We start from the raw sequence: 21,854 nt of genomic DNA, 5'->3' as shown, positions 1-21,854 counted from the left end.
CATTTTTGTAAACGCCCCCGATTCTAGTAGCTGTTGCATTAGGTGACTTCCTGACATTAAAGCCTGAGGAAGCCGTTATCTTCCCTTGAGCATTCATTACAGTTTCAGTCACTGAAGGTGTTTGAGAGGTAGATGAGGCTAACTCATGGTGAACTCCATCACTGGTGGGAACTGTAAATGAAAGGCCTGCTTGTGTTGCCAAACTTATTAGTGAAGAGTTGACAAAGTTCTTCCCATTTAAGGCTTTGCCTGATTTATCATAGACAGTAGCATCAAATGCAATCCCTTTTGTATGTGGAGCATTTTCATTAGGGGCTGCAACAACCCCTGTCAATCCATGCTTTTTGATTTCAGCATTTTTACAGGCGCTAGCTGGTGCATGAGCAATCTCATAAAAGTGTTTTTGATATTGATAAGGACGATAAGCTGAATCATAGGTGATTTTCCAGCCTTTTGTTTTAAGTAATTGCTCATATTTTGTTTTAGCGGACAATAAGTTTTTGTTGACATTATCCCATATAAGTTTTTGCCCTTTTTCCATCTTAAGAGATAAGGGATCTGTTAATGGAGAGATTCCGGGACAAGATGATGCAAAGGCTTTCTGTCCTGGCATTGAAAAAGCAGTAAATATTAAAAAAAGCATAAAAAAACAAATCAAAAATTTTTTCAAATTTTTCATTTCCCCTTTTGGTTGTTTTTTACATTTATTCCAATTGGTATTATACAATAAATCTTTTTAATATGCTTCTAATTTCTTAAAGAAATATTTTGAAATATTTAGATAATGTTGTTTTTATAAATTAATATTCTCGTAAAAAAAGTGTTAGATAGTATGATAAAAGATAGGGTTTGAATAATGAATATGTAGTTTGTTGAATTAACATATACTTTTATAATCGAGATTATTATGAAGTTTATCTAAAAAAATATTAGCTGAGGTTAAATCGATGTATCCATTCCTGCTGCCTTCCTATTTCTCTATGAGAAATCATCTGTTTTGCTCGTACCATAGTGGATTTAAGAGATGAACCATAAATAACAAATAACAGAAGAAGCAATTTGGGAAACTAGTGTCATAAGCAGAAAACAGGATGAGCCTTTAAAAGGTAAGAGGAAAATTGGGACAATAGAATCATAAATTTTATGTGAATTTCTAAACTATCTATAATTATATAACCTCCCCTCCCAACGCCTTCACACACATCCATGTCCGATACATCTGCTTCTTCAGCCTATAAAGAGATTCCGTCAGCAAGAGTTCTTGTCCGTTTTTGAAGATGAATTTTGTCGAGTTTGTGGAATCAGGCAGCTTTTGAAAGGATTCGACATGCTGGAAGAAAATCCAGTGGCAATCTTTATGGCTGGGGGAATGGGTAGAGAAGGCATAGATATTTTTTTTTGGGTAGAGGGGGATGGGAATTTTCTTGTTTATTCCGGTTAAATAGATAATAGATTTCCTTCTGCCGTTATAGTCTGATCCTCCTTTTAGGGCTGCTTGCTGAATTAAAATTGCAGAGGGGTTTGGCGAATATAAAGCTTCTGATCTCCTTCTCATGCAATGGTGCTGTATTTGTGGTGGAAAGCGGGTTTAAGTGTAAGAGTTTGTTCGTTGATTTCGTAGTTGGATAAAATGGTTGTCATAAATAGAGGACACTCCTTTTGGGGAATTTAAGATACATGAGAGGAAGCATGTGGAGAAGGGTGGTAGTGGAAACGTAATATGGAATAAAAGTTTAGGAGATGCAATGGATTTAGCAGATATGGATGAAATTTCATATATAAAGAGGATTCTATTCATCTATATCTCTATCCACTTGTGCTTTGAAATGTTCTAATGAGGAAGGAATTTGGATGCCAAGCACGGCACAAAGTTTATAGAAGCTATAAATTTTTGGTTCAGCTTCGCCGTTTTCAATTCTGCCAACATGTGTGGTGCTTAAGTTCGCTTTTTCGGCAAGTTCTTCTTGGGTCATTCCTTTTAGTTGTCTTGTGAGTTTAATATTCGCAACCAGAAGTCTGTAAAAGGTTTTCTTTTCCATCTAATAGCAATCCTTTTTGCTATTATTATCTAATCGTATATAAGAAGCCACCATAATCTAGAGTTAGATATTGTTGATATATGTAAAAATAGTGAAATTTTTTTATTAGAGATTTAAATTTTCCTAATTAGCAAAAATCTTAAAGCGAGCTTTAAAGGTAATGATGAGTCGACGGAGTCTATAGGCAAAAATTTTCAGGTCTATGGTCTGAGGCACTTCAGAACGTGAGTAGGTTAATGGTTAAATACAGGCAAAAAGACATGCTTATAAATGATAATTGAACATATAAATAGGATTATCTTGATAAAAAGTTCTTTAAAAAGAACGAAAATAACTATTTTTATATTCAATAAAGAACTTTTTCCTGAATTATGGTATGATTATTGTTGTAAATAGTTGCTTTGATTGCAGAATGTTTTTTGCTGCATACTAAATAATTTGTAAATGATTACTTAGAATTCTGATAGTTTTAAATGCACAATGAAGATGAGGGGATGATTTTTTGAGCCTGAAAGGAATACTTTGTCTTTTTAAAAGAAAACATAAGTACAGTTATCATTCTGATTATTGTGTGCCCTGTGGGAAGGTAAAGCCGCATAGGGCGGGAGTTGAGAAAAGATTTAGAAAACTCTTCTTTTTGAATGATAAGGAGAGTTTTCTATTTATAAGCATTACCATATTGCTGAATATACCTAAAGCATTCCTTATAACTAAATCAATGGTTTGCTGCCATTAAATGCATCAGCTTTTTTGAAATATAAAAGATATAGATTCCTCTCTAAATAATATGAAATAACATAGTTTGATTTAAAAAAGGTGAATATTACCACTTTAATATAGTATTTTAAAATCGATAATTAGGATAAGAGCAAACCTCTCGAAAGATTAGAGTGCAAAGTTACTGGTCCAGTGTTCTATACAATGCTGCCAGAGAGCTGTCTAAAATAATGAATATTTTAGAAGCGCACCTAGTTATATAACAACACTTCTGCTTCACGACAAAAAAACTATTATACAATGTTTATAAAACTATTCTTATGGAAATAGCCCTTTATTATTCCCGCTCAATTTAGCTCCTTTGCTGTTTTCAATTTTGCAAATAGGTGTTGTAATCAAGTCTGCTTTCTAAGCAGGTTTTTCTTGTGTGATTTATTTTATTTGTGTTTTGGCTTTAATAGTCGCCGTCCTTTTAGCTGATAAGAGCTATTTGTATAGAAGATATAACGCAGCCTATTAGGGGAGATTTTATTACTATATGTAAAAAACATCTATTTTTACTAGATGTTAAGATTTCCTGTTGTTAGATCAGTAGAAATGGAGACTGGAGAAATTAAGGACTATATAAGTGAAAAAACTCCTCATTTATATAAAAAATATAATTATTTACATGGCAAGAAGGTGAAATGATGAAAACTGTCTGGACGGATGAGGAAGATAAGATATTGGTGGAAACCATATTAAGGAATGTTAGTAAAGGGAGTACTGCCCAAAAGGCTTTTGAAGAAGTAGCAGCAAAGTTAAAGAAAAAAAAATCTATCTGCAGCTGTCGGTGGTATAAATTTCTTAAACCAAAATTTTTATCAGAGCTTCACTTAGCTAGAAAGCAAAGGTATGAATTAAAGTATAAAAATAGCTAATTTGCTTTACTTGGACAAACTTTGCAATCTGAAGGGGAAAAAATTTAAAGTAGAGTGTAAAATAAAAGGAATTGTTTTTTGAAGCAAGTTCAAGAAGTTGATAGATTAGGAAACTGATATTGAAGAAGCACAAAAAGATAGTTGCTCAATATTTGAAGATATAGTGTCAGGCACTCTAAAAGGACGTTTGTTTATAAGAGGTGCCTGACACTTTTATTCTGTGGTTAAATGTAGTTACTTTGCATTCCTATTCTTATCACGGTCAAATCGCTTTCGCGCGGAGTTTAGTTCTGGAGTAATTGGGATATGCTTCAAAGCTTTTCCTAAGCCATATAGTGGCATATTTCCATAAACAGATTCATAATTTCCTTTTTTTATTTCATAGGTTTCGTGATAAATTCCTACAGTATCAGTATTTCCCACTTTTTTATTGAAGTTTTTCCATGCTTTCAAATGTCTGTTGTTCTTTGCATAAGCCAGTAGATCTTCCGTTGAACGCCAATATTGAATCATTACGGTCGTTCTAAGTCCAAAGTAGCTTTCCATAGACAAAAAACCTAGATCTTCTTTGTGCGTATACAGTTCTTTAATCATTCCAGGCATAGCGGAAAATACAGGGAGCCATCTATGTAATGCCAGTCGTTTGTTAATTCGCATACCAATAATAAAAACTACAATATTTTCCGTATTATCTGTTGTATAACGCCCTGTATAAATCTCATTTCCCATTTCTATTCCTCCTTTTTTAAAATTGTTTAAGGGTAGCTTGACACCACTCAATAGCAGCCATTGTTACTCGTTTTCCATAATCTAAAGTAAACAGCCAATATCTTGCATCCTCCTCACTGTTTTTGCCGGTGGATATGGCATGTTCGATGTTTAGATATGACTGATAACGAGCCTCTAATTTCTGTTTATAATCCTCTAGTTGTAATAAAGTCGTTTCTTGGGTTTGATAGCGTCCAAAAAATAATTTCAGTAAGATTTCATTTCGCTCAACTGGTATTTGTTCAATTGGTGCTTCCAGCCAGTTTCGTAACGTTTCTTTCCCTTTTGAGGTGAGGAAATATTCATTTCTATCTGGCTTTGACTCATGTGATGAAGTACGAACGGTTGCAAGTCCATCCTCGACAATTAATTTTAGTGCCGGATAAATTTGGCCGTAACTTATTTTCCAGAAATGATTTAGGCTTTGATCAATTAATTGTTTAATGGCATAGCCAGACCGGCAATTAGTTGTTAATATTCCAAGAATTGCATATGTCGAATGATTATATTTTTTCATTTGTGTTCATCCTATCTAAATGATATATATCTTATGGATATATAGTACAGTAAATTTCACAAAATGAGAAGTTTTATATTCAGAAAAATATAAACTTGGCGGGCGGTAAAAAACAAATATAACAGAATGAAAAAACTAATGTATAAAATCTCTAACAATAAGGTATTCAGGCATAGAAAAGGAGTATTTAATTTTCTTAGTAAAGTTGTTTGTAGAAGAAAAGTCTAGGTCTATTTATTGATTTAGGGTTAAATTTTCATTTAAGAGTAGTGATAGGGATTTTTTTTTATAGAAGGGCATTGATAGTAATTGAATTTGTTTTTTCTATTTGGTGTAACTGCTAAATTAAAAAGGTTCTAAAAGCTATAGTGTCAGGCACCAGAGCCTGTATTCCTTTCATTTAATAGATCAAGAATTTTTTGCGGGGTATGTTTCTATATAAAAGCCATCTGTTTCTGACCATTCTCCATATAAGATATTTTCAGGAGTTTGATAGTTTTTTTTCTGAAGTTCTTGCAAAAGCCATTCTTTTGATCTTTGAACGGAGTGAAGTTCTTCTTCTTGTATTTTTCCTTCTTCAATCACTAAGATGGAAGGTGCTTGATCATCTGGAGAGAGGCCGAGCATATCTGGTGTGAGGTTTCCTGCTTTAGTATGCAGTTTAATGCTAATATCTCCCCCAGGTTCGAGGTATAAATCACGCACTTCCCGGAGAGTAAATACCCCCTGTTTCCGCAGCATGGTTCGAACTTGTTCAATATCTAAATGATTTTTTTTCATTTTTCGATAGTCCAATTTGCCGTTGCGGATAATAATAGATGGCTTTCCTTTAATCAGATTTTTCATGCCGTCTCTTTTTTTGCTATATATTTCTATAGCGTAGATGGACAATCCCCATATGCCAATGGCAAAAAGGATCTGCCAGATAGAAACCTTTTTATCATAAATTCCTTCTTCTAAAATACCGCCTAAAACTAATGCATAAATGAAATCAAAGGGTGTCACTTGAGACATCTCTTTTTTTCCAAGAAGACGGGTTATAACAATTAAACCAATCAGTCCAAGCACTAATTTTAAAGCTATTTGCACATAAATCATTTCATCACCCCTTTTTCTTTTCCCATTAACCATAATTTAAATCTGGTATTTTATTACATAGGCGAAATGTCGTTTTCTGCCAAGCCATTAAGGGTATTATTATTTTAAAGTAAGGAGAAATAAATAAATCTAAAATGAAATATAAAGAAGAGCAGCTATGTAGCAGTTTGATTGAAGGAGGGGCAAGCAGGAGTGGAACATACATTTTATTCTTCTCAATGGAAATGGCAAGAATTAAAACTGAAAAATGGAGAAATAGAGGAAACTGCTTTAGATAGGAATGCACAATGTAAAGAGTGGCTGAAAAAGCTAACAAAAGCAAAAACAAATTCATTAGGGATGGAGACGGGAGAAGAAGAGGTTCTATGGGGATCCCTAGTTTATATACAAGATGTAGAAAAAGAAGAGGATAAATCAATTTTTCACTTTTTTGTAACTGGAGAGGAATTGATTACAGTGGGAATTAATTTTTCTAAGCTGGCGTACATAGATGTAAAAACGATGAAGGAAAAAATGAATCAGGTGCAAAATGCAGTGGAGGGCTTCCTTTTGCTGATCAGTGAAATTACTACTCAATTTTTAAAAAACATTGATATGTTTGAATTGGAACTTCACGATTTATTTTGGAAGATCAAAAAGCGGAATAATATAAAAATACTGGATAAGATTGCCGGCGCAGACCAGCAGCTCCTCCTTTGGAAAAACCTCCTTATTCCGGTAGTGGAAACCCGCATGGCAATCAAAGAAGCATTTGGAGAAGAAATAACAGAGGGAAAGCAATATAAATTGGCAAAACATCGGCTTGAGCGGGCAATGTTTCTCGTAAGAGCTTATGAAGAAGAAATTGATTCCTTGCTTAACTTTGAAAACTTAGTCTCAGCTCACCGCGGCAATGAAATTACCAAAACGCTGACCGTCATTACTACTTTGTTTGCGCCAGCAAGTGTACTTGGGGCTCTTTGGGGAATGAATTTTAAGCACATGCCGGAATTAGAATGGACTTTCGGGTATTTGTTTGCAGGTGCTCTTATGATTGTCAGCACGCTGTCTATCTATCTTTACTTAAGAAAAAAAGGATGGATGGGGGATATTTTAAATACAAAAAATAAAAGGTCGTTTTTTCGGTAACTATTATTCAGTAAAGAGGGGAAAAAATCTGTATTAAGCAGGGAAAGGAGGAGACTGGAATGGGAACAGAACTTCTTTTTATTCTTCTTTACTTACTAATTGTGCTGCTAGTGATTGAGATTGCTGTTTTTTTATTTAATTTGACAGGGCTTAAGAAACAGGTTTCCCGCTATCAGGCTATTTCGATGTTAACAGGAACCGGATTTACCACGGATGAATCCCGGCTGATTATTGATCATCCGGTGCGCAGAAAGATTAGTGCTTTCTTAATTTTATTTGGGGCTTTTTCACTGGCCGTGATGATTTCCGCCTTCAGCAATATGTTAGCAGATGACCTGCGTCTAACCGAACTAATGGTTATAAACTCCCTCTTGATGATTATCCTGCTCATAGGCAAAATACCGATGCTGCGAAAGAAGCTTAAGAAGAAGTTTCGTTACGAAATGCATAAAAACCTCGATATTTCCGAATTGCCAATTAAAGAAGGACTTTACCTCCAAGAAAGCGATGTAGTAACTGAAGTTGAAATTCAAAAAAAATCGGAACTTCAGGATAAAAGAGTACAAGAGTTATTTGAAGAGGAAGAAGATATTACGTTATTGTTCATTAAAAGGGGAGAAATAAATATTCGGAATACAATATATAAAGAAAAGATAAAAGCAGGAGACTGCCTAATCCTGTATGGAAACAAGGAGGAAATCCAAAAGAAATTTTTAGCGAAAGATGGAAAAGAATATTCTGAGGAAATCTCGCGTTCAGAAACAGATTGAAGGGCTATGAGAATGAGCACCGTCGAAAAGGGCGATGACGAAGAAGGCGAGCGTTGTAATTTATCACTATTTAACAGGGTTTTGACCCCCACCTAAGGGATGGTAAGAGAAAACGAGAAATCTAGGTGGTTAAACTAGCCCGTAAAAGCTTGATTAGTTCAACTAACAATCAGTGGTAAATAGAAAAAAAACCACTTATTGAAGTTTCACTTTATAGTATTTCAACACCATAAATGCGTAAGTGGCTAATTCTGAATGTGTTAATGGTCAAAGTAGGAGCGTATCTCAAAGGATAACCAAAATGGAACCATTATCTAAAAGTACACACTGTAATATAAATGGAAACGCCGTATACGAGATCCGTACGTACGGTGCTGGAATAGTTGCGTAAATAATCTAATTTATTCTTCCTTTATTCATTTTTAATTAACGGGGGAGCATTTCTGTGATAATTGAAAATGAGTTTAAATTTTGTGAAGGAAAAGATTAGAAAAAAACAAGTTGAAGCAAATAAGTAGCTGTAAAACCGCACCTCTTGGAAAGGCTGGCTTTTTGAAGCTTTTTATTAATCTCTAATTCACTGAAAACTGATTTTAATTCTTTTGATAATTGATTGTTTTGATTAGTATATTCTATTTTATGAGGTGTTTTTTGCATTTTTTAAGACATATTGTTAAAATTCCTATTGAAATATAAAAGAAGTAAAAAGAATCAACTACACAATCTGCTTAGTTCGGTGCGAAGTTTGAGTTTATTCCTAATAATTGCTTGTATCAATTGAGGAAAGGCTTCTATATAATTTTAGAATCAATATTACAGGAGGAACTCCTTTTGCTCACCTTTATCGATTCACCATTGTTTCACTTTTATCATTTAATAATAGCCTCTTTACTGTTCACATTAAGCTGTATGGCAGGAATTCAAATCCTTAAAAAGGTGAGAAAATCTAAAAAGAAATCGGGGATGTTTTATGTCTCTTCGTTCTGTTTAGGGCTGATCTTTTGGCTGTCCCATTTATATGTTGTATATACAGCTCCAATTTCCTTTTCATCCAATCATTTTACGTTTTATTTTTTGATTAGCTTTATATTTTGTACTACTGGAACAACTATTGGTCTAGCAATGGATCACGTTAAAATAGTAAATCAAGGACAGTATATTCTAGGGAGTATTGTCATAGCGATATGTACCTTAGCAACTGATTTTTTGGGCTTTTCATTTTTATTTGAAGATCAATTGGATCTGAAAATTAGTCTTAGCGTTCTCACGGTTGCACTAATACTGAGTGCATCATTTCCTATCTTTAGATTTCTGATACAAATAACTAACGAGTCTGCAACCATTTATAATTATAGATGGGTGATCAGCGGCTGTGTTTTGACGGGCTTATCATTCGCTAGCATGCCTTATATGGTAATGGTCTCTATTCTGAATTTAGAATCCCTGTCTTCTAATCCCTATGATTATTTAGTGCCTATTATCATCGGTGTTTCCGTAAATTTACCGCTTGCACTGCTTCCGAACTTATTTGGAGAATCCATGCTTATTAAAAACATTCATTCTTATACTTCTCTTTTTGAAAATAATCCTGTTACCGTTCTTTCCTTTGACTTAAATGGGGTAATTAACAGTATAAATAAACAAGCAGTTCTGTTTTTAGGATATAAAAAACAAAAACTTATCGGTATGTCTATACAAGACTTTCTTAACGAAAACGACCAGGATAAAGTAGCAAGCTTTTTATCTGGTGTCTTTAAAGGGAATGTCTATAAACTTGAAACACAAATCTTTACCAAGAGTAAAAAACTTAGAGATGTTAATGTAACGGCTGTTAGAACAATTGTAGATAAACGAGTATTGGGTTTTTTTGCCATGATTGAAGATATAACGGAGATAAAAAAGTCAGAGAAGCAAATAAAATATCTTGCCTATCACGATGAAGTTACAAATCTTCCAAACAAACGGATGGCCATAAAAAAAATGATGAATTTAGCCAAAGAGAACATTCCATTTAGTATCCTGCTCATCGATTTTGATAGATTTAAAAGAATTAATGATACATTCGGCCATACATTTGGCGATCGTCTCTTAGTAGAGATAGGGAATAAATTTAAAGAAATACTTGGAGAGAAAGGAACCATTGCAAGGCTTGGCGGCGACGAATTTTTGGTTGTCATTCCTCTCGAACATGTTAATTATCGAATAGTTGCAGAGTCTATCATTCAGCATTTTCGGAAGCCGATGCTTGTAGATGGCTATGACATTAGTATAACTGCGAGTGTTGGAATCGCAAATTATCCTCAACATACAAAAAATGTTGAGGATTTAGTGAAATATGCAGATATTGCGATGTATGAAATGAAGGAAAATGGAGCAAATGGATACATGGAGTACAATAAGCAAATGGCTAATATAACTACAGATAAATTAAATTTAGAGAATGAATTAAAAAAGGCAATCGCAAACTTTGATTTAGTTGTATACTTTCAGCCCAAAATGAATACGAGATTAATGACATTAGCAGGAGCGGAAGCGCTTGTAAGATGGAAGCATCCTTCTAAAGGAATGATTTCTCCTTGTGAATTTATTCCTCTCGCAGAAGAAAGCGGCTTAATTATAGAGCTGGAAAGGTACGTAATTGTAGAAGTATGTAGGTGTATAAAAAAATGGAAGATAATGGGCAAGAAGATAGAGAGGGTTTCTGTAAATATTTCGTTAGTTAGCTTATATAAAGATGATATTGTTCTTTTTATTTCCAAGACATTAGAACAATATGAGGTTAGTGGGGATCTGCTTGAATTAGAGATAACCGAGAGAATTGTCATGAAAAATGAAGCGTTCGTTAATAACACGCTTCAAAATATTAGGAAGTTAGGACTGAAGATTAGTATTGATGATTTTGGAACAGGATACAGTTCTTTAAGCTATTTATACAAGCTTCATATAGACTGCTTAAAGATTGATAAGTCATTTATTGATCATATTGAAGAAAATAAAGAAGTGGTTTCTGCCATTATCTCTATGGCTCATAATCTAAAACTTGATGTTATTGCTGAAGGGGTGGAAACAGAATTGCAAGTTAAAGAATTACTCCAGATTGGATGTGAAGAGGTACAAGGTTATTTCTTTTCTCCTCCTGTTCCAGTAGAGGAATTTGAATTAATGCTTAATACTTAGGTGTCAGGCAACATAGCCTAAGTATTTTCTCTTTTATTTGGAAAAAAACATTTGTTTATTAAAGATTCACATTATTATATCTTATATATGGTTTGGAGGATTAGATATAGAAAAATTAATATATGAAATCCTTTGATATGTAAAGATGTCTTAGCATAGTTAACTATTCAATGGGGAATATAAAAAATAAAAGTTTATTTTGGAGGAGAAAATTGATTAGAGATTTATTTATCCATATATGCATTATGTTGGCCTCCTGTTTTTTAGGTGGACTTTTTTTAAAAAATCCTCATATCATAGAACGTTTTAAAGAGAGGATATTGCTTGGTCTGCTTACAGGTATCTTTGGTTTTTTACTAATGCAATTTAGTGTACAGATTAATGAAAATGTAATTATTGATTTACGGCAGGTAGCTATTATTATAGCTGCAATTTATGGTGGGTTTCTATCGAGCGTTTGCTCCTCCTTAGTAATTTCCATAGGGAGATTTTTAATAGGGCATAATTTCAATATAAGTTTTGTTGTGGTTGTTACCATAATTATTGGTGTATTAATGGGAATAATAAGTAAATTAAAGATAACAAAAAAAATAAAATGGTTAATGATGGTGAACATAAGCACATTCATTTTTTCCCTTCTCCTATATAGCCGTGTTAGCCATCTGCCAAATTATATGCATATTATTTTTTTATATTGTTTTCTTTCTTTAATAGGCGGTTTTATAGCCTATCAAGCCGTTGAATATATTAGAAAATCCAGCTATTTAAGTTATGAACATAAAAGACAGGCTTCTACTGATTTTCTTACAGGCCTAAAAAATACTCGAGAATTTGATTCTTTATTAAACGAGACTTTAGCTCAATCAAACTCGAAGAACAGAAATTTGTCCTTATTATATCTGGATGTTGATTATTTTAAGCAAATAAATGATACATATGGACATCCTGCTGGCGATTTTATTTTAAAGGAATTGGCCAAAATTCTCAAAAAGTCGGTTCGCGGCAATGATTTAATATTTCGCAATGGGGGCGAGGAGTTTGCTGTTTTGTTGTTAGATACAAGCACTTTGCAGTCGAACTATATAGCAGAACGTATCAGAAAAACAGTGGAAGGGCATAAGTTTGTTTTAGGTCAAGAAATAATTATTAAGGTAACTATATCGATAGGGGTGGTGACTAAAACAGAAAGTGGCATATCTCCAGCTGAATTTGTTAAATGGGCAGATAAAGCTTTATATATAGCTAAAAATAGGGGAAGAAACCAAATTTATGCTATCAATAATTAATAGAAATGAAAAATTTATCACGCATTAACGGGCTTTTGACCCTCACCTCAAGATTAGGAGAGAAAACGAGAAATTTAGGTGGTTAAACTAGCCCGTAAAAGCCTGATTAGTTCAACTAACAATCAGTGGGGAGGTCCGCGTCTCCCACTGATTGTTGTTCTATTTTTTGAAGTTTAGCTTGATGACATTGGAACTGACTTCAGTGCTTTGCATTTGTCTGTACTATGGAGTATTCTGTATTTTTTAAAAAAATAATGCAAACGATTGCATTGAATAGTAGATTATGATATTTTATATTTAAGAGAAAATTGGAAGAAAGGAAAATATGGAAAAGCAGCATTTGGGAGATTCTTTATATGAAGATTTATTGCAAATATTTGGATAGCAAGTCAAATGGTCTAAATATTGCCGAATAATGATAACGGTTACTAATTGGTAGTATAAAGTGTATAATATTTGGCAAAATCTATTGAGGGTTAGGGAAAAATCATTAAATTATTTACTAGCAAGATGTTATTATTTTTAATTTTATTTAATAGAATATTGTTTTTAAAGAAAGGAGAAGGAAAATGAAACTTTTATCTTTTGATTTTTGGCAAAAGTTCGGCAAGGCTTTGCTTGTTGTTGTAGCAGTAATGCCTGCCGCTGGTATTATGATTTCACTTGGAAAATTAGTTGGGATGGTTGGTGCTGATATAAGTTTTGTGCAAACGATTGCATTAGTTATGGAACAAATAGGATGGGGGATTATTGGAAATCTTCATGTGCTTTTTGCTGTAGCGATTGGGGGTTCATGGGCAAAAGAACGGGCTGGTGGAGCTTTTGCTGCGTTAATTGCTTTTATATTAATTAATCGCATTACTGGTGCTGTATTTGGTGTAAATGCTGAAATGTTGGGAGATCCAGAGGCTACGGTTTCCTCTTTATTTGGCAGTCAATTAGTTGTAAATGATTATTTTATCTCTGTTTTAGGAGCTCCTGCTATAAATATGGGGGTGTTTGTCGGAATCATCTCTGGTTTCTTAGGTGCGAACTTATTTAATAAATATTATAATTATAATAAGCTGCCACAAGCTTTAGCATTTTTTAATGGGAAACGGTTTGTTCCATTTGTTGTTATTGTGGGATCAGTTGTTACCGCTTTAATTCTTTCGGTAATATGGCCGCTTATCCAAGGGGCTTTAAATGATTTCGGCAAGTGGATTGCTTCATCTCGCGACACTGCTCCTGTTATTGCGCCATTTATTTTTGGAGCTTTAGAGCGTTTATTGCTTCCTTTTGGTTTGCATCATATGTTAACGGTTCCAATGAATTATACAGAATTAGGCGGTACTTATACTATCCTGACTGGGTCGAGTGCGGGAACAACTGTTGCTGGACAGGATCCGCTATGGCTGGCTTGGATTGGAGATTTAAATAATTTCCTTGCAGCTGGTGATACAGCAAGCTACAAAGCATTGCTGCATGATATAACACCTGCGCGTTTTAAAGTAGGTCAAATGATTTTATCTTGTGCTTCATTAATTGGGATTGCCCTTGCCATGTATCGGAATGTGGATAAAGATAAAAAGGCCAAATATAAATCTATGTTTTTATCCGCTGGCTTAGCAGTTTTTTTAACAGGTGTTACGGAACCAATTGAATTTATGTTTATGTTTGTAGCGCCTATTCTTTATGTGGCATACGCTATTATGGCTGGATTAGCTTTTGCAATTGTTGATATCGTCCATATTCGTGTACACTCCTTTGGATTGATTGAACTTTTAACAAGAACACCTATGATTATTAAAGCTGGTTTATGGTTGGATTTTGTCTTTTTTGTTGTAGCATGTTTACTATTTTTTGTGCTAAACTTTGCTGTTGCTAATTTCATGATTAAAAAGTTTAAATATGCGACGCCAGGACGTTTAGGAAATTATATTGAAGAAGAAAGCGACAATAGCGCTGGAGGAGAAACAAATAACAATGCCTTAGCATCTACCATAATTGGATTATTAGGAGGAAAGGACAATATTGTAGATGTCGATGCATGTATGACTCGTCTTCGCGTAACCGTTAAGCAGGCAGATGCAGTTGCTGATGAACAGAAATGGAAGAAAAATGGCGCATTAGGTTTAATTGTTAAAAATAAAGGTGTTCAAGCAATTTATGGGCCAAAAGCAGATGTACTAAAATCAGATATCCAGGATCAACTGGGAGTCTAAGAGATGAAATTATTAACATTAAATTGCCATTCCTGGCTGGAGGAAAATCAATTAGACAAGATAAAAATATTGGCTCAAACCATTAAAGAGCAAGAGTATGATGTGATTGCCCTGCAAGAGGTAAATCAATCTATTGCTGCAGAGCATGTGAATGGAATAATAAAAAAAGATAATTTTATGCTCGTTTTGCTTGATTATCTAAAAAAAGAGAATATATTAAACTATGAATATACGTGGGATTTTTCGCATATTGGATTCGACATTTATGAAGAAGGACTTGGCATCTTAACAAAACATCCAATTATCGAAAAGTATTCCTTCTTTATTACTAAAACAGTCGATCCAAACTATTGGAAAACTAGAAAAATTATTGGCACAAAGATCAAGTATAATAATAAACATATCACTTTTTATTCCTGCCATTTAGGCTGGTGGGGAGAAGAAGAGGAGCCAGGCAAGCAGCAAATAGATACACTTTGTGATGAAGCGCTGCAAGACGAGTTGATTTTTTTAATGGGTGACTTTAATAATGATGCAAATAAAAGAAATGAAGGGTATGACTATCTCCTATCGAAAGGACTTTATGATACCTATCAATTATCAAAAGTGAAAGACTCTGGCATAACAGTTGCTGGAAAAATAGCCGGCTGGGACAATAATAAAGCAGGAATAAGAATTGATTATATCTTTTCCAACCATAAAGTTGAGGTGAATCATTCTACTGTTATTTTTAACGGCACAAATAAACCTGTCATCTCTGATCATTTTGGTTTAGAGGTAGAAATAGATTTAAAGCTATGATGTCAGGCACCTGAGAAAATGAAGTAAAACACTGTATGAATAGTGTTAACTGGATTGCTAAGCAAAAAGACTCTTCACAAATAGATATGCATTAAGAGGTATAGATAACAGTTAGAGAGTTCAGAAAGCGTATATTTTTCTAAGGTATCTAAAAGATGACGCAATTTATTTATTGAATTGCGTTATCTTTTTTTTATATGGATGCCTTCCTTCCTCTTGCCGAACGATCTAGTTTATCGGGAACAATTGTATTTATTTAATCCTCTTTATAGTAGTAAATTATCTTGATCCTACATTCTTTTTTAACTAGGTTTTTATAAAGAACTTTTTTCATATTAATTCTTACGTATAGTTACATCAAAGTGATCATGCATCTATAAGTATAATGATTTTCGATAGTGTCCATTGCCAATTAAAGAAGTATTACGAATAGATTAATACTAGAATTTTTTCATCAACGAACGTACGCTAAGTAAAAGCCTGATTGGTTCAACTAACAATCAGTGGGGGACATGGAAAAACTTCACTGATTGAAGTTTCACTTTATTATAAAATTCAGTTAATAGTTATAGTAAACATTTTAGAAATAGGTATAATGAAGAAAAAAGAATTAAATGCTTTCTTAGAAGGCATTTTCCATGAAAGAAATATCCATTTAAATCTTGATGCTAATGACTGGAAGTATTCTGAACGCTATGGCATAGATAAAGCGACTGTTATCAAAAAGTTGAAAGAAGAGTATGAAGTAGTTCATTACGCAGGAGACAGCGAGCCTGATTCACACCCGGCTGTTTTTGCAGATCTAACCTTTGCTAAGGATATATTAAAAGATTTATTGAAAGAAAAAGGAGTGCCATTTATCCCTTTCGAGGACTTTACGGAAATTGAAAAATATCTTGTAGATAAAGGATTGATTTTGAAATGACGAATCAAGGAAGAAACTTTAATACTCCAACCATCCTTGAGATTGGGGAAGGAGTTATCCAGCAATTAGAGGTATTGTTAAAGAAATATGAGTTTAAGGAGATCATACTCTTTTTAGATGATTATACAAATGAACATTTTGCACCAAACATTTTAGAATCTTTTACCACAGTGAAAATTAAAGCACAAGTTCTTCCTTCCAAACTGGATATCCATGAACTTATTTCGTTAGCATTTCAAATGGGCAACTATGATGCTGTTCTTGCCTTGGGCGGTGGTGCGATTATTGATTTTGGTAAATATATTGCTTTTACTAGAAAACTTCCGTTTATCAGCATTCCTACATCTGCTTCTAATGATGGTTTCGCAAGCAGCAGCTGTTCTCTGCAAGTAAACAATAAAAAAACAACCGTCCCTGCAAAAATTCCTTTTGGCATTATAGTAGATTTAGACATTATTGGAACTGCACCAAAACCATTGATTCTTGCTGGTGTTGGGGATTTAATGTCCAATATCACAGCATTGTATGACTGGAGCTTTGAAGAAAAACACGGAGTCGGTAATGTAGATGCATTTGCGGCAATGCTCAGCAAAAAAGGAGTAAACAGCTTTGTGCGAACCCCGATGTCGGATGTGAAAAATCCTATTTTTCTAAAGGAATTGGTAAGCTCCATGACGATGGGGGGAATTGCGACGGAAATAAGCGGAACGAGCGCACCGATAAGCGGTTCGGAGCATCTCATTTCCCATGCATTGGATAAAATCTCAAAAAAACCGCAAATGCATGGCATACAAGTGGGGATTGCCACCTATTTAATGGCGCTTGTGCAGAATCATCGATATGAAAGGCTGAGAAAGGTTTTTCAAAGAACAGGCTTTTTTGATTATGTAAAAACCCTAAGTTTAGATAAGGAAGAATATAAGCAGGCAATTGACTTGGCGCCGCAAATCAAACCATCCAGGTTTACCTATCTTCATGAAGAAGCATATAGGGAAAAAGCGAAGATGCTGCTTGATGAGGATCCGATTTTAGCAGATTTATTTTATGGGGGTCAATGAGGAGTGTCTAATGCCCTTAGTGTTTTGATGGGAAAATACTATTATAATAAAGTTTTTTTTCTCATAATTGGCCATAAGTTTGCCAAATGTGCATGGAAAATAGCAAAAGGCGGGGGAATATCATATCTTTTCATCTGTCCCGCCTGGTTGCAGAAAAAGTATGCTGTCTGAACCTTTTCTCTATTATTCTTGACTTGCAGTCTGTTTTAAGCGGAAAAAATAAAAAATTAATCCATGGGCCATGAGCTAATATTAGAAAAAGAGCCGCTGCCTGCGTTCAGATATGTAATAAAAGGCAGAATATGAAGTTTTTATGAAAAAAACAATTTTCCAAAAAAAAGCAAGAAATGATTCCGATTTGCCCGTACATACATAGCTGATTTAAAGGAAGAAATACAAATAACACACAAGCAGCATGATGAGAAGCGATTGTCTTTAATAGAAAACAAGATAAACAATAAAAAAGAGCGGAAGAAGATGGAGATACGTGATCTTGAATCTTATAAGAATTTGTGACACATATATTTATAGCTTCACTGCCTCTCCCTCTAAAGCCTTCATACATACCCACGTCTGATCCATCTGTTTTTCTATCTTTTAAAGGGATTTTTTCAGTAAGTTCTTCTTGTGTAATAATAAGTCATCAACGATTTTTATCTTCCTCTGAATATATTTTTTTGTTTGTTATTCAAGTATAATAAAACTTGCACAGAAACTAGGTAATTGATCACTTATTACTCTATAGGAGGAAAGTATGTTGTATATAAAAGTAGATTCTTTTGCACTGTTGAATGAGTTTAACCAAATTTGGATGGAATGCTGGCTTGAAAAGGGATATGGGCTGGAAAATTGGGATGATCCAACAGATCGATATTTAATTACAGATGTGCATAAGCAAAAAGTAGGAACTGTTGAATTTAAGCCATATACTCTTGATTCTGCTAATAACATTAATAAGGTATACCCCTTTCACGAGATAGATTCGATAAAAGAGAATCCAGACTTGGCAGTAGAAATTGATAAGGTCGCCATACTAAAACAATACAGAGGAAAGAATCTGGACAGACTATTATCTGTGTTTGTGCATTATTCAGAATATCATCATATAGAGTATTGTGTTGTTCTGCTTGAAAGAGTATTCTATAAGGCATTAAAAAATGTTTATAAAATACCATTGAACTCTGTCAGTGAAAAAATATATTATAAAGGGGATTATGTTATACCCGCTATTATTTATCCTAAAGAAATCTATGAAAATAAGGAAAAATATCGATGGCTGGTAACTGATTCAGCTGATTATAGGGATCAGCTTATATTTAAATAAATGAAGAATGGAGAAATAGATGTATAGTCTTAGAACAAAGAGGTTTGCCTATTCTTTTATGGTTATTTTTATTCTTGCAAACTTCCTTTGGAATATCGTTTTTCGACATAAGCAAGCTCTAGTGGATTGGGGGGGCGTAACCTTTCAATTCATTGCTTGCTGTGCATCCATCAGCTGGATTGCTTCTGCTTTTTTCAGACATAAGGGGAGAGTAAAAAGTTTTTGGATGTTTCTGGGACTCGGGGTGTTTAGTTATCTAATTGGAACGGTTATTTGGAGCTATAATGCATTTATTCTTAATCCAAGTGGCGATTTAGATAAAGTGGCTGAGAAATTTTGGGTAGGGCAAAATATATTTTATACGATTGCATTTTTTGTGCTGATGAGTAAAATAAAAAGCCATTTGCTGACAATTCGTTTCTTTTTTGACATAGTAATCGCTATGTCGGCAGCAGCGACGCTTAGTTGGATTTTCTTAATCAACCCAATCCTATATCACCATGCAAATATTTCTTTCCATATTATTGAATTACTTTATCCCATTTTGGATTTAAGCGTATTTGTAGGGATTTTAAGCATTTTTATTGGAACCGACAGCATTTTTCCAAAAAAGACAACATTCTTTCTTATTGCCGGTATGTTAAGTCAAATTATTGCAGATAGTATTTTTTCTTACTTAAAAGTGATGAATTTATATGCTGTAGGAAGTATAAATGAACCTTTTTGGATTCTTTCCATCCTTTTGATTGGCTTATCGGGCATTTATCATGATTCTACTTCTGCTAAGGAGTCTAGAAAAAATAATAAACGAAAAGAAAGCTTGTTTTTTAAGTATAGTATTCCATATTTGGGCGTTTTCTTTCTTTCCTTCTATGTCATCTCCTTACTTTATGAAACACATCCTCTAGTAATAGGCTTATTATTTAGTATATTATTATTAATTTTAAGACAAATTTTCACCTTATTGGAAAATGATAGACTAGTAAATGACTTAAATAATTTAAATGAAGGTCTGGAAATAAAGGTAAAAGAAAGAACAGATAAATTAGTGGAAACATTAAATTCAATGGAGTATTTGGCATACCATGATGTTGTTACGGGATTGCCTAATCGCAGATATATGGAGAAACGCCTTTCACAAGCCATTAGCCATAAAAACTCCCGCTGCAAACAACTTGCTTTTATGCTTATAGATTTGGACCGTTTTAAACATATTAATGATAGTCTAGGCCATTCATATGGCGATCTGCTGTTAAAAGAAGTAGGAGCAAGGTTAGTAGACTGTTTGTATCCAAATGAAGTGGTCTGCCGACTTGGCGGAGATGAGTTTGGATTGTTGATGGAAGATACAAATGTGCAGGAGATAGAAAAAGTTGCAGCAAAAATATTGTCTGTTTTAAGAGAAACTTATATGATTAAGGAACTTGAAATGCATATTACCCCAAGTATAGGGATATCGATGTTTCCTGAACATGGAAGAGATCTGGATTCTTTATTAATGAAAGCAGATACGGCCATGTATAAGGTGAAAGAAAATGGGAAAAACCATTATAAAGTTTATGATGGGACCATGAGTATGGAATCGATAATGGAGCTGGAAAATTCATTAAGAAAGGCTCTTGAACGCAATGAATTTATTTTGCACTATCAGCCGCAAATTTCTCTTTACAATAATGAGATTGTAGGGGTCGAAGCATTGCTGCGCTGGCAAAGGCCTGGTTATGGGCTGGTGCCGCCATCCGAGTTTATTTTATTTGCCGAAGAAACGGGTCTTATATTGCCAATTGGAGAAACAGTATTATGGGAGGTTTGCAGACAGTCGGTTTCTTGGAGGGAGAAGGGATTCTCTGACTTAAGAATTGCTGTTAATATATCATCTTTGCAATTTCAAAACGATCGATTTATTGATACTGTATCGAAAATCATAAAAGAAACTGGGGCTAACCCAAACAATATAGAGCTGGAAATAACAGAAAGTATAGCAATGGGATTGATTGAAAAGACCTTGGCGAATTTTTCCCAGTTGAAGCAAATGGGCTTTCAAATAGCAATAGATGATTTTGGAACAGGATATTCATCTCTGCAATATTTAAGTAAATTTCAAATTGACCGCTTAAAAATTGATCGTTCCTTTGTTTCCTCACTGGAAAAAAGTGAAAAGGATGCAGCGATTGTCAGATTAATTGTTATGATGGCAAAAGGGCTAAACTTTAAAGTAATTGCAGAAGGTGTGGAGGAAGAGATACAACAGTCATTTTTAGAAGAAATTGGATGCGATGAACTGCAAGGATATTTATTTAGCCGCCCTTTAAGTGCAGATGATTGTGAAATATTAATGGTATCTTATAAAGAAAAATGATGATATGAATGAATTTCTAAGTAAATAGAGTAAGAAGTAGAACTGGGGCTGTCTCATAAGTCCTAAAGTAAAAACAGGGGAAGAAAAACAATTTGTTTTTCTTCCCCTGTTTTTTGATTTCTTTACGAAATTTAAAACAAATATCCATCAACGCTTAAAAACCCTTCATTATGGAAGGGTTTCATTAGAAAAACGTCAATATGGTCTAAACGTTTGCACGGGACTTCCTGAAAGCTGACTTTCATTAAGTGTGGTAGATCCAGCTATACAAGCGCCCCCTTTTTGCATTGGGAATACAATAGTTACTGATTGTTCTCCAGTAGGAAGAAAGGTTACAGAATGGATAAAAACCCGAGTGTTTGCAGGAAGTGCAACACCCGTTGGCAAGGTGATTGCTTTAGGAATTGTAAAAAATGTGCCAATTAGGCCTGAAAAATCAACACGAAAATGGTGCATTTCATTATTATTTCTATATGGATAGGGCATTTGATAAAAGTAGCTCATTCGTTCATCATACCTCTCTTTTTTATAAAGTTTACTTAATATATGTATTCTGCTGTACCTAGTCAGGTGCATCGGGTTATTAATTAAAGTATCTGTGTATATGGCTATGGGGTCGGACCGCTCATAAATACAAGCAGCGATAAGCAAAAGATTTTTTTTATCGCGCAATAACGGACAGCAAACCCTCCATTGATTAAAGTTTCACTTGATTGAAGGAAATGAGAAAGTAAAAACAGAGTCTTGGGAATTCCCTTATTAA

General features: G+C 34.1%; 18 protein-coding genes. 11 read left to right on the top strand and 7 right to left on the bottom strand.

Features of this window, described 5'->3' with window-relative positions:
• The 3 genes from NCCP28_RS14890 to NCCP28_RS14885 all read right to left on the bottom strand — a co-directional run.
• Positions 1-679 (bottom strand): M15 family metallopeptidase domain-containing protein (locus NCCP28_RS14890; protein ID WP_248562187.1); only part of this gene is annotated, 679 nt, incomplete at its 3' end.
• Between the two features lie 489 nt (positions 680-1,168).
• Positions 1,169-1,555, bottom strand: coding sequence for a competence protein ComK (locus NCCP28_RS23860; protein WP_375709409.1), 387 nt, complete (start codon positions 1,553-1,555; stop codon positions 1,169-1,171).
• Positions 1,556-1,790: 235 nt separating this feature from the next.
• Positions 1,791-2,039, bottom strand: coding sequence for a helix-turn-helix domain-containing protein (locus NCCP28_RS14885; protein ID WP_248562186.1), 249 nt, complete (start codon positions 2,037-2,039; stop codon positions 1,791-1,793).
• A gap of 1,403 nt (positions 2,040-3,442) precedes the next feature.
• Here NCCP28_RS14885 and NCCP28_RS14880 point away from each other — a divergent pair.
• The gene (locus NCCP28_RS14880; protein WP_248562185.1) at positions 3,443-3,676 is read left to right on the top strand and encodes a hypothetical protein; all 234 of its coding nucleotides are present in this window, start codon (positions 3,443-3,445) and stop codon (positions 3,674-3,676) included.
• Between the two features lie 234 nt (positions 3,677-3,910).
• Here the strand turns inward: NCCP28_RS14880 and NCCP28_RS14875 are convergent, their stop codons facing one another.
• The 3 genes from NCCP28_RS14875 to NCCP28_RS14865 form a co-directional block, all read right to left on the bottom strand.
• Positions 3,911-4,405 (bottom strand): DUF4188 domain-containing protein, encoded by a 495-nt coding sequence (locus tag NCCP28_RS14875; protein ID WP_248562184.1) that lies wholly within the window; start codon positions 4,403-4,405, stop codon positions 3,911-3,913.
• Between the two features lie 16 nt (positions 4,406-4,421).
• A complete protein-coding gene (locus tag NCCP28_RS14870; RefSeq protein WP_248562183.1) occupies positions 4,422-4,961 on the bottom strand; it encodes a PadR family transcriptional regulator in 540 nt (179 codons plus the stop codon).
• A gap of 408 nt (positions 4,962-5,369) precedes the next feature.
• Positions 5,370-6,059 carry a DUF421 domain-containing protein gene (locus tag NCCP28_RS14865; RefSeq protein WP_248562182.1) on the bottom strand — a complete coding sequence of 230 codons (690 nt, stop codon included), beginning with the start codon at positions 6,057-6,059 and terminating at the stop codon, positions 5,370-5,372.
• Positions 6,060-6,251: 192 nt separating this feature from the next.
• Here NCCP28_RS14865 and NCCP28_RS14860 point away from each other — a divergent pair, with 192 nt between their 5' ends.
• From NCCP28_RS14860 to NCCP28_RS14815, 10 genes are all read left to right on the top strand, one after another.
• Positions 6,252-7,187 carry a magnesium transporter CorA family protein gene (locus tag NCCP28_RS14860; protein WP_248562181.1) on the top strand — a complete coding sequence of 312 codons (936 nt, stop codon included), beginning with the start codon at positions 6,252-6,254 and terminating at the stop codon, positions 7,185-7,187.
• Between the two features lie 59 nt (positions 7,188-7,246).
• Positions 7,247-7,957 (top strand): TrkA C-terminal domain-containing protein, encoded by a 711-nt coding sequence (locus tag NCCP28_RS14855; protein ID WP_248562180.1) that lies wholly within the window; start codon positions 7,247-7,249, stop codon positions 7,955-7,957.
• Between the two features lie 831 nt (positions 7,958-8,788).
• On the top strand, positions 8,789-11,134 hold the full coding sequence (locus NCCP28_RS14850; protein WP_248562179.1) for a sensor domain-containing protein: 2,346 nt from the start codon (positions 8,789-8,791) through the stop codon (positions 11,132-11,134).
• A gap of 212 nt (positions 11,135-11,346) precedes the next feature.
• Positions 11,347-12,420 carry a diguanylate cyclase gene (locus NCCP28_RS14845; protein WP_248562178.1) on the top strand — a complete coding sequence of 358 codons (1,074 nt, stop codon included), beginning with the start codon at positions 11,347-11,349 and terminating at the stop codon, positions 12,418-12,420.
• A gap of 569 nt (positions 12,421-12,989) precedes the next feature.
• Positions 12,990-14,624 carry a PTS transporter subunit IIBC gene (locus NCCP28_RS14840; RefSeq protein ID WP_248562177.1) on the top strand — a complete coding sequence of 545 codons (1,635 nt, stop codon included), beginning with the start codon at positions 12,990-12,992 and terminating at the stop codon, positions 14,622-14,624.
• Between the two features lie 3 nt (positions 14,625-14,627).
• A complete protein-coding gene (locus NCCP28_RS14835) occupies positions 14,628-15,425 on the top strand; it encodes an endonuclease/exonuclease/phosphatase family protein (RefSeq protein ID WP_248562176.1) in 798 nt (265 codons plus the stop codon).
• A gap of 595 nt (positions 15,426-16,020) precedes the next feature.
• Positions 16,021-16,350, top strand: coding sequence for a hypothetical protein (locus NCCP28_RS14830; protein WP_248562175.1), 330 nt, complete (start codon positions 16,021-16,023; stop codon positions 16,348-16,350).
• Entirely contained in the window at positions 16,347-17,408 is a 1,062-nt protein-coding gene (locus NCCP28_RS14825; protein WP_248562174.1) for an iron-containing alcohol dehydrogenase family protein, read from the top strand. The genes NCCP28_RS14830 and NCCP28_RS14825 overlap by 4 nt, the downstream gene beginning before the upstream one ends.
• 754 nt (positions 17,409-18,162) lie before the next feature.
• Entirely contained in the window at positions 18,163-18,732 is a 570-nt protein-coding gene (locus tag NCCP28_RS14820; protein WP_248562173.1) for a hypothetical protein, read from the top strand.
• A gap of 19 nt (positions 18,733-18,751) precedes the next feature.
• The gene (locus NCCP28_RS14815; RefSeq protein ID WP_248562172.1) at positions 18,752-21,091 is read left to right on the top strand and encodes a putative bifunctional diguanylate cyclase/phosphodiesterase; all 2,340 of its coding nucleotides are present in this window, start codon (positions 18,752-18,754) and stop codon (positions 21,089-21,091) included.
• Between the two features lie 195 nt (positions 21,092-21,286).
• Here NCCP28_RS14815 and NCCP28_RS14810 read toward each other — a convergent pair whose 3' ends face one another.
• Positions 21,287-21,595 (bottom strand): hypothetical protein, encoded by a 309-nt coding sequence (locus NCCP28_RS14810; RefSeq protein WP_248562171.1) that lies wholly within the window; start codon positions 21,593-21,595, stop codon positions 21,287-21,289.
• Positions 21,596-21,854: the final 259 nt, after the last annotated feature.

The sequence above is a fragment of the Niallia sp. NCCP-28 genome (genome assembly GCF_023168165.1).
Taxonomy (GTDB): Bacteria; Bacillota; Bacilli; order Bacillales; family Cytobacillaceae; genus Niallia.
The sequence above is the reverse complement of the archived record's forward strand: the minus strand, read 5'-3'. Positions and strand labels throughout refer to the sequence as shown.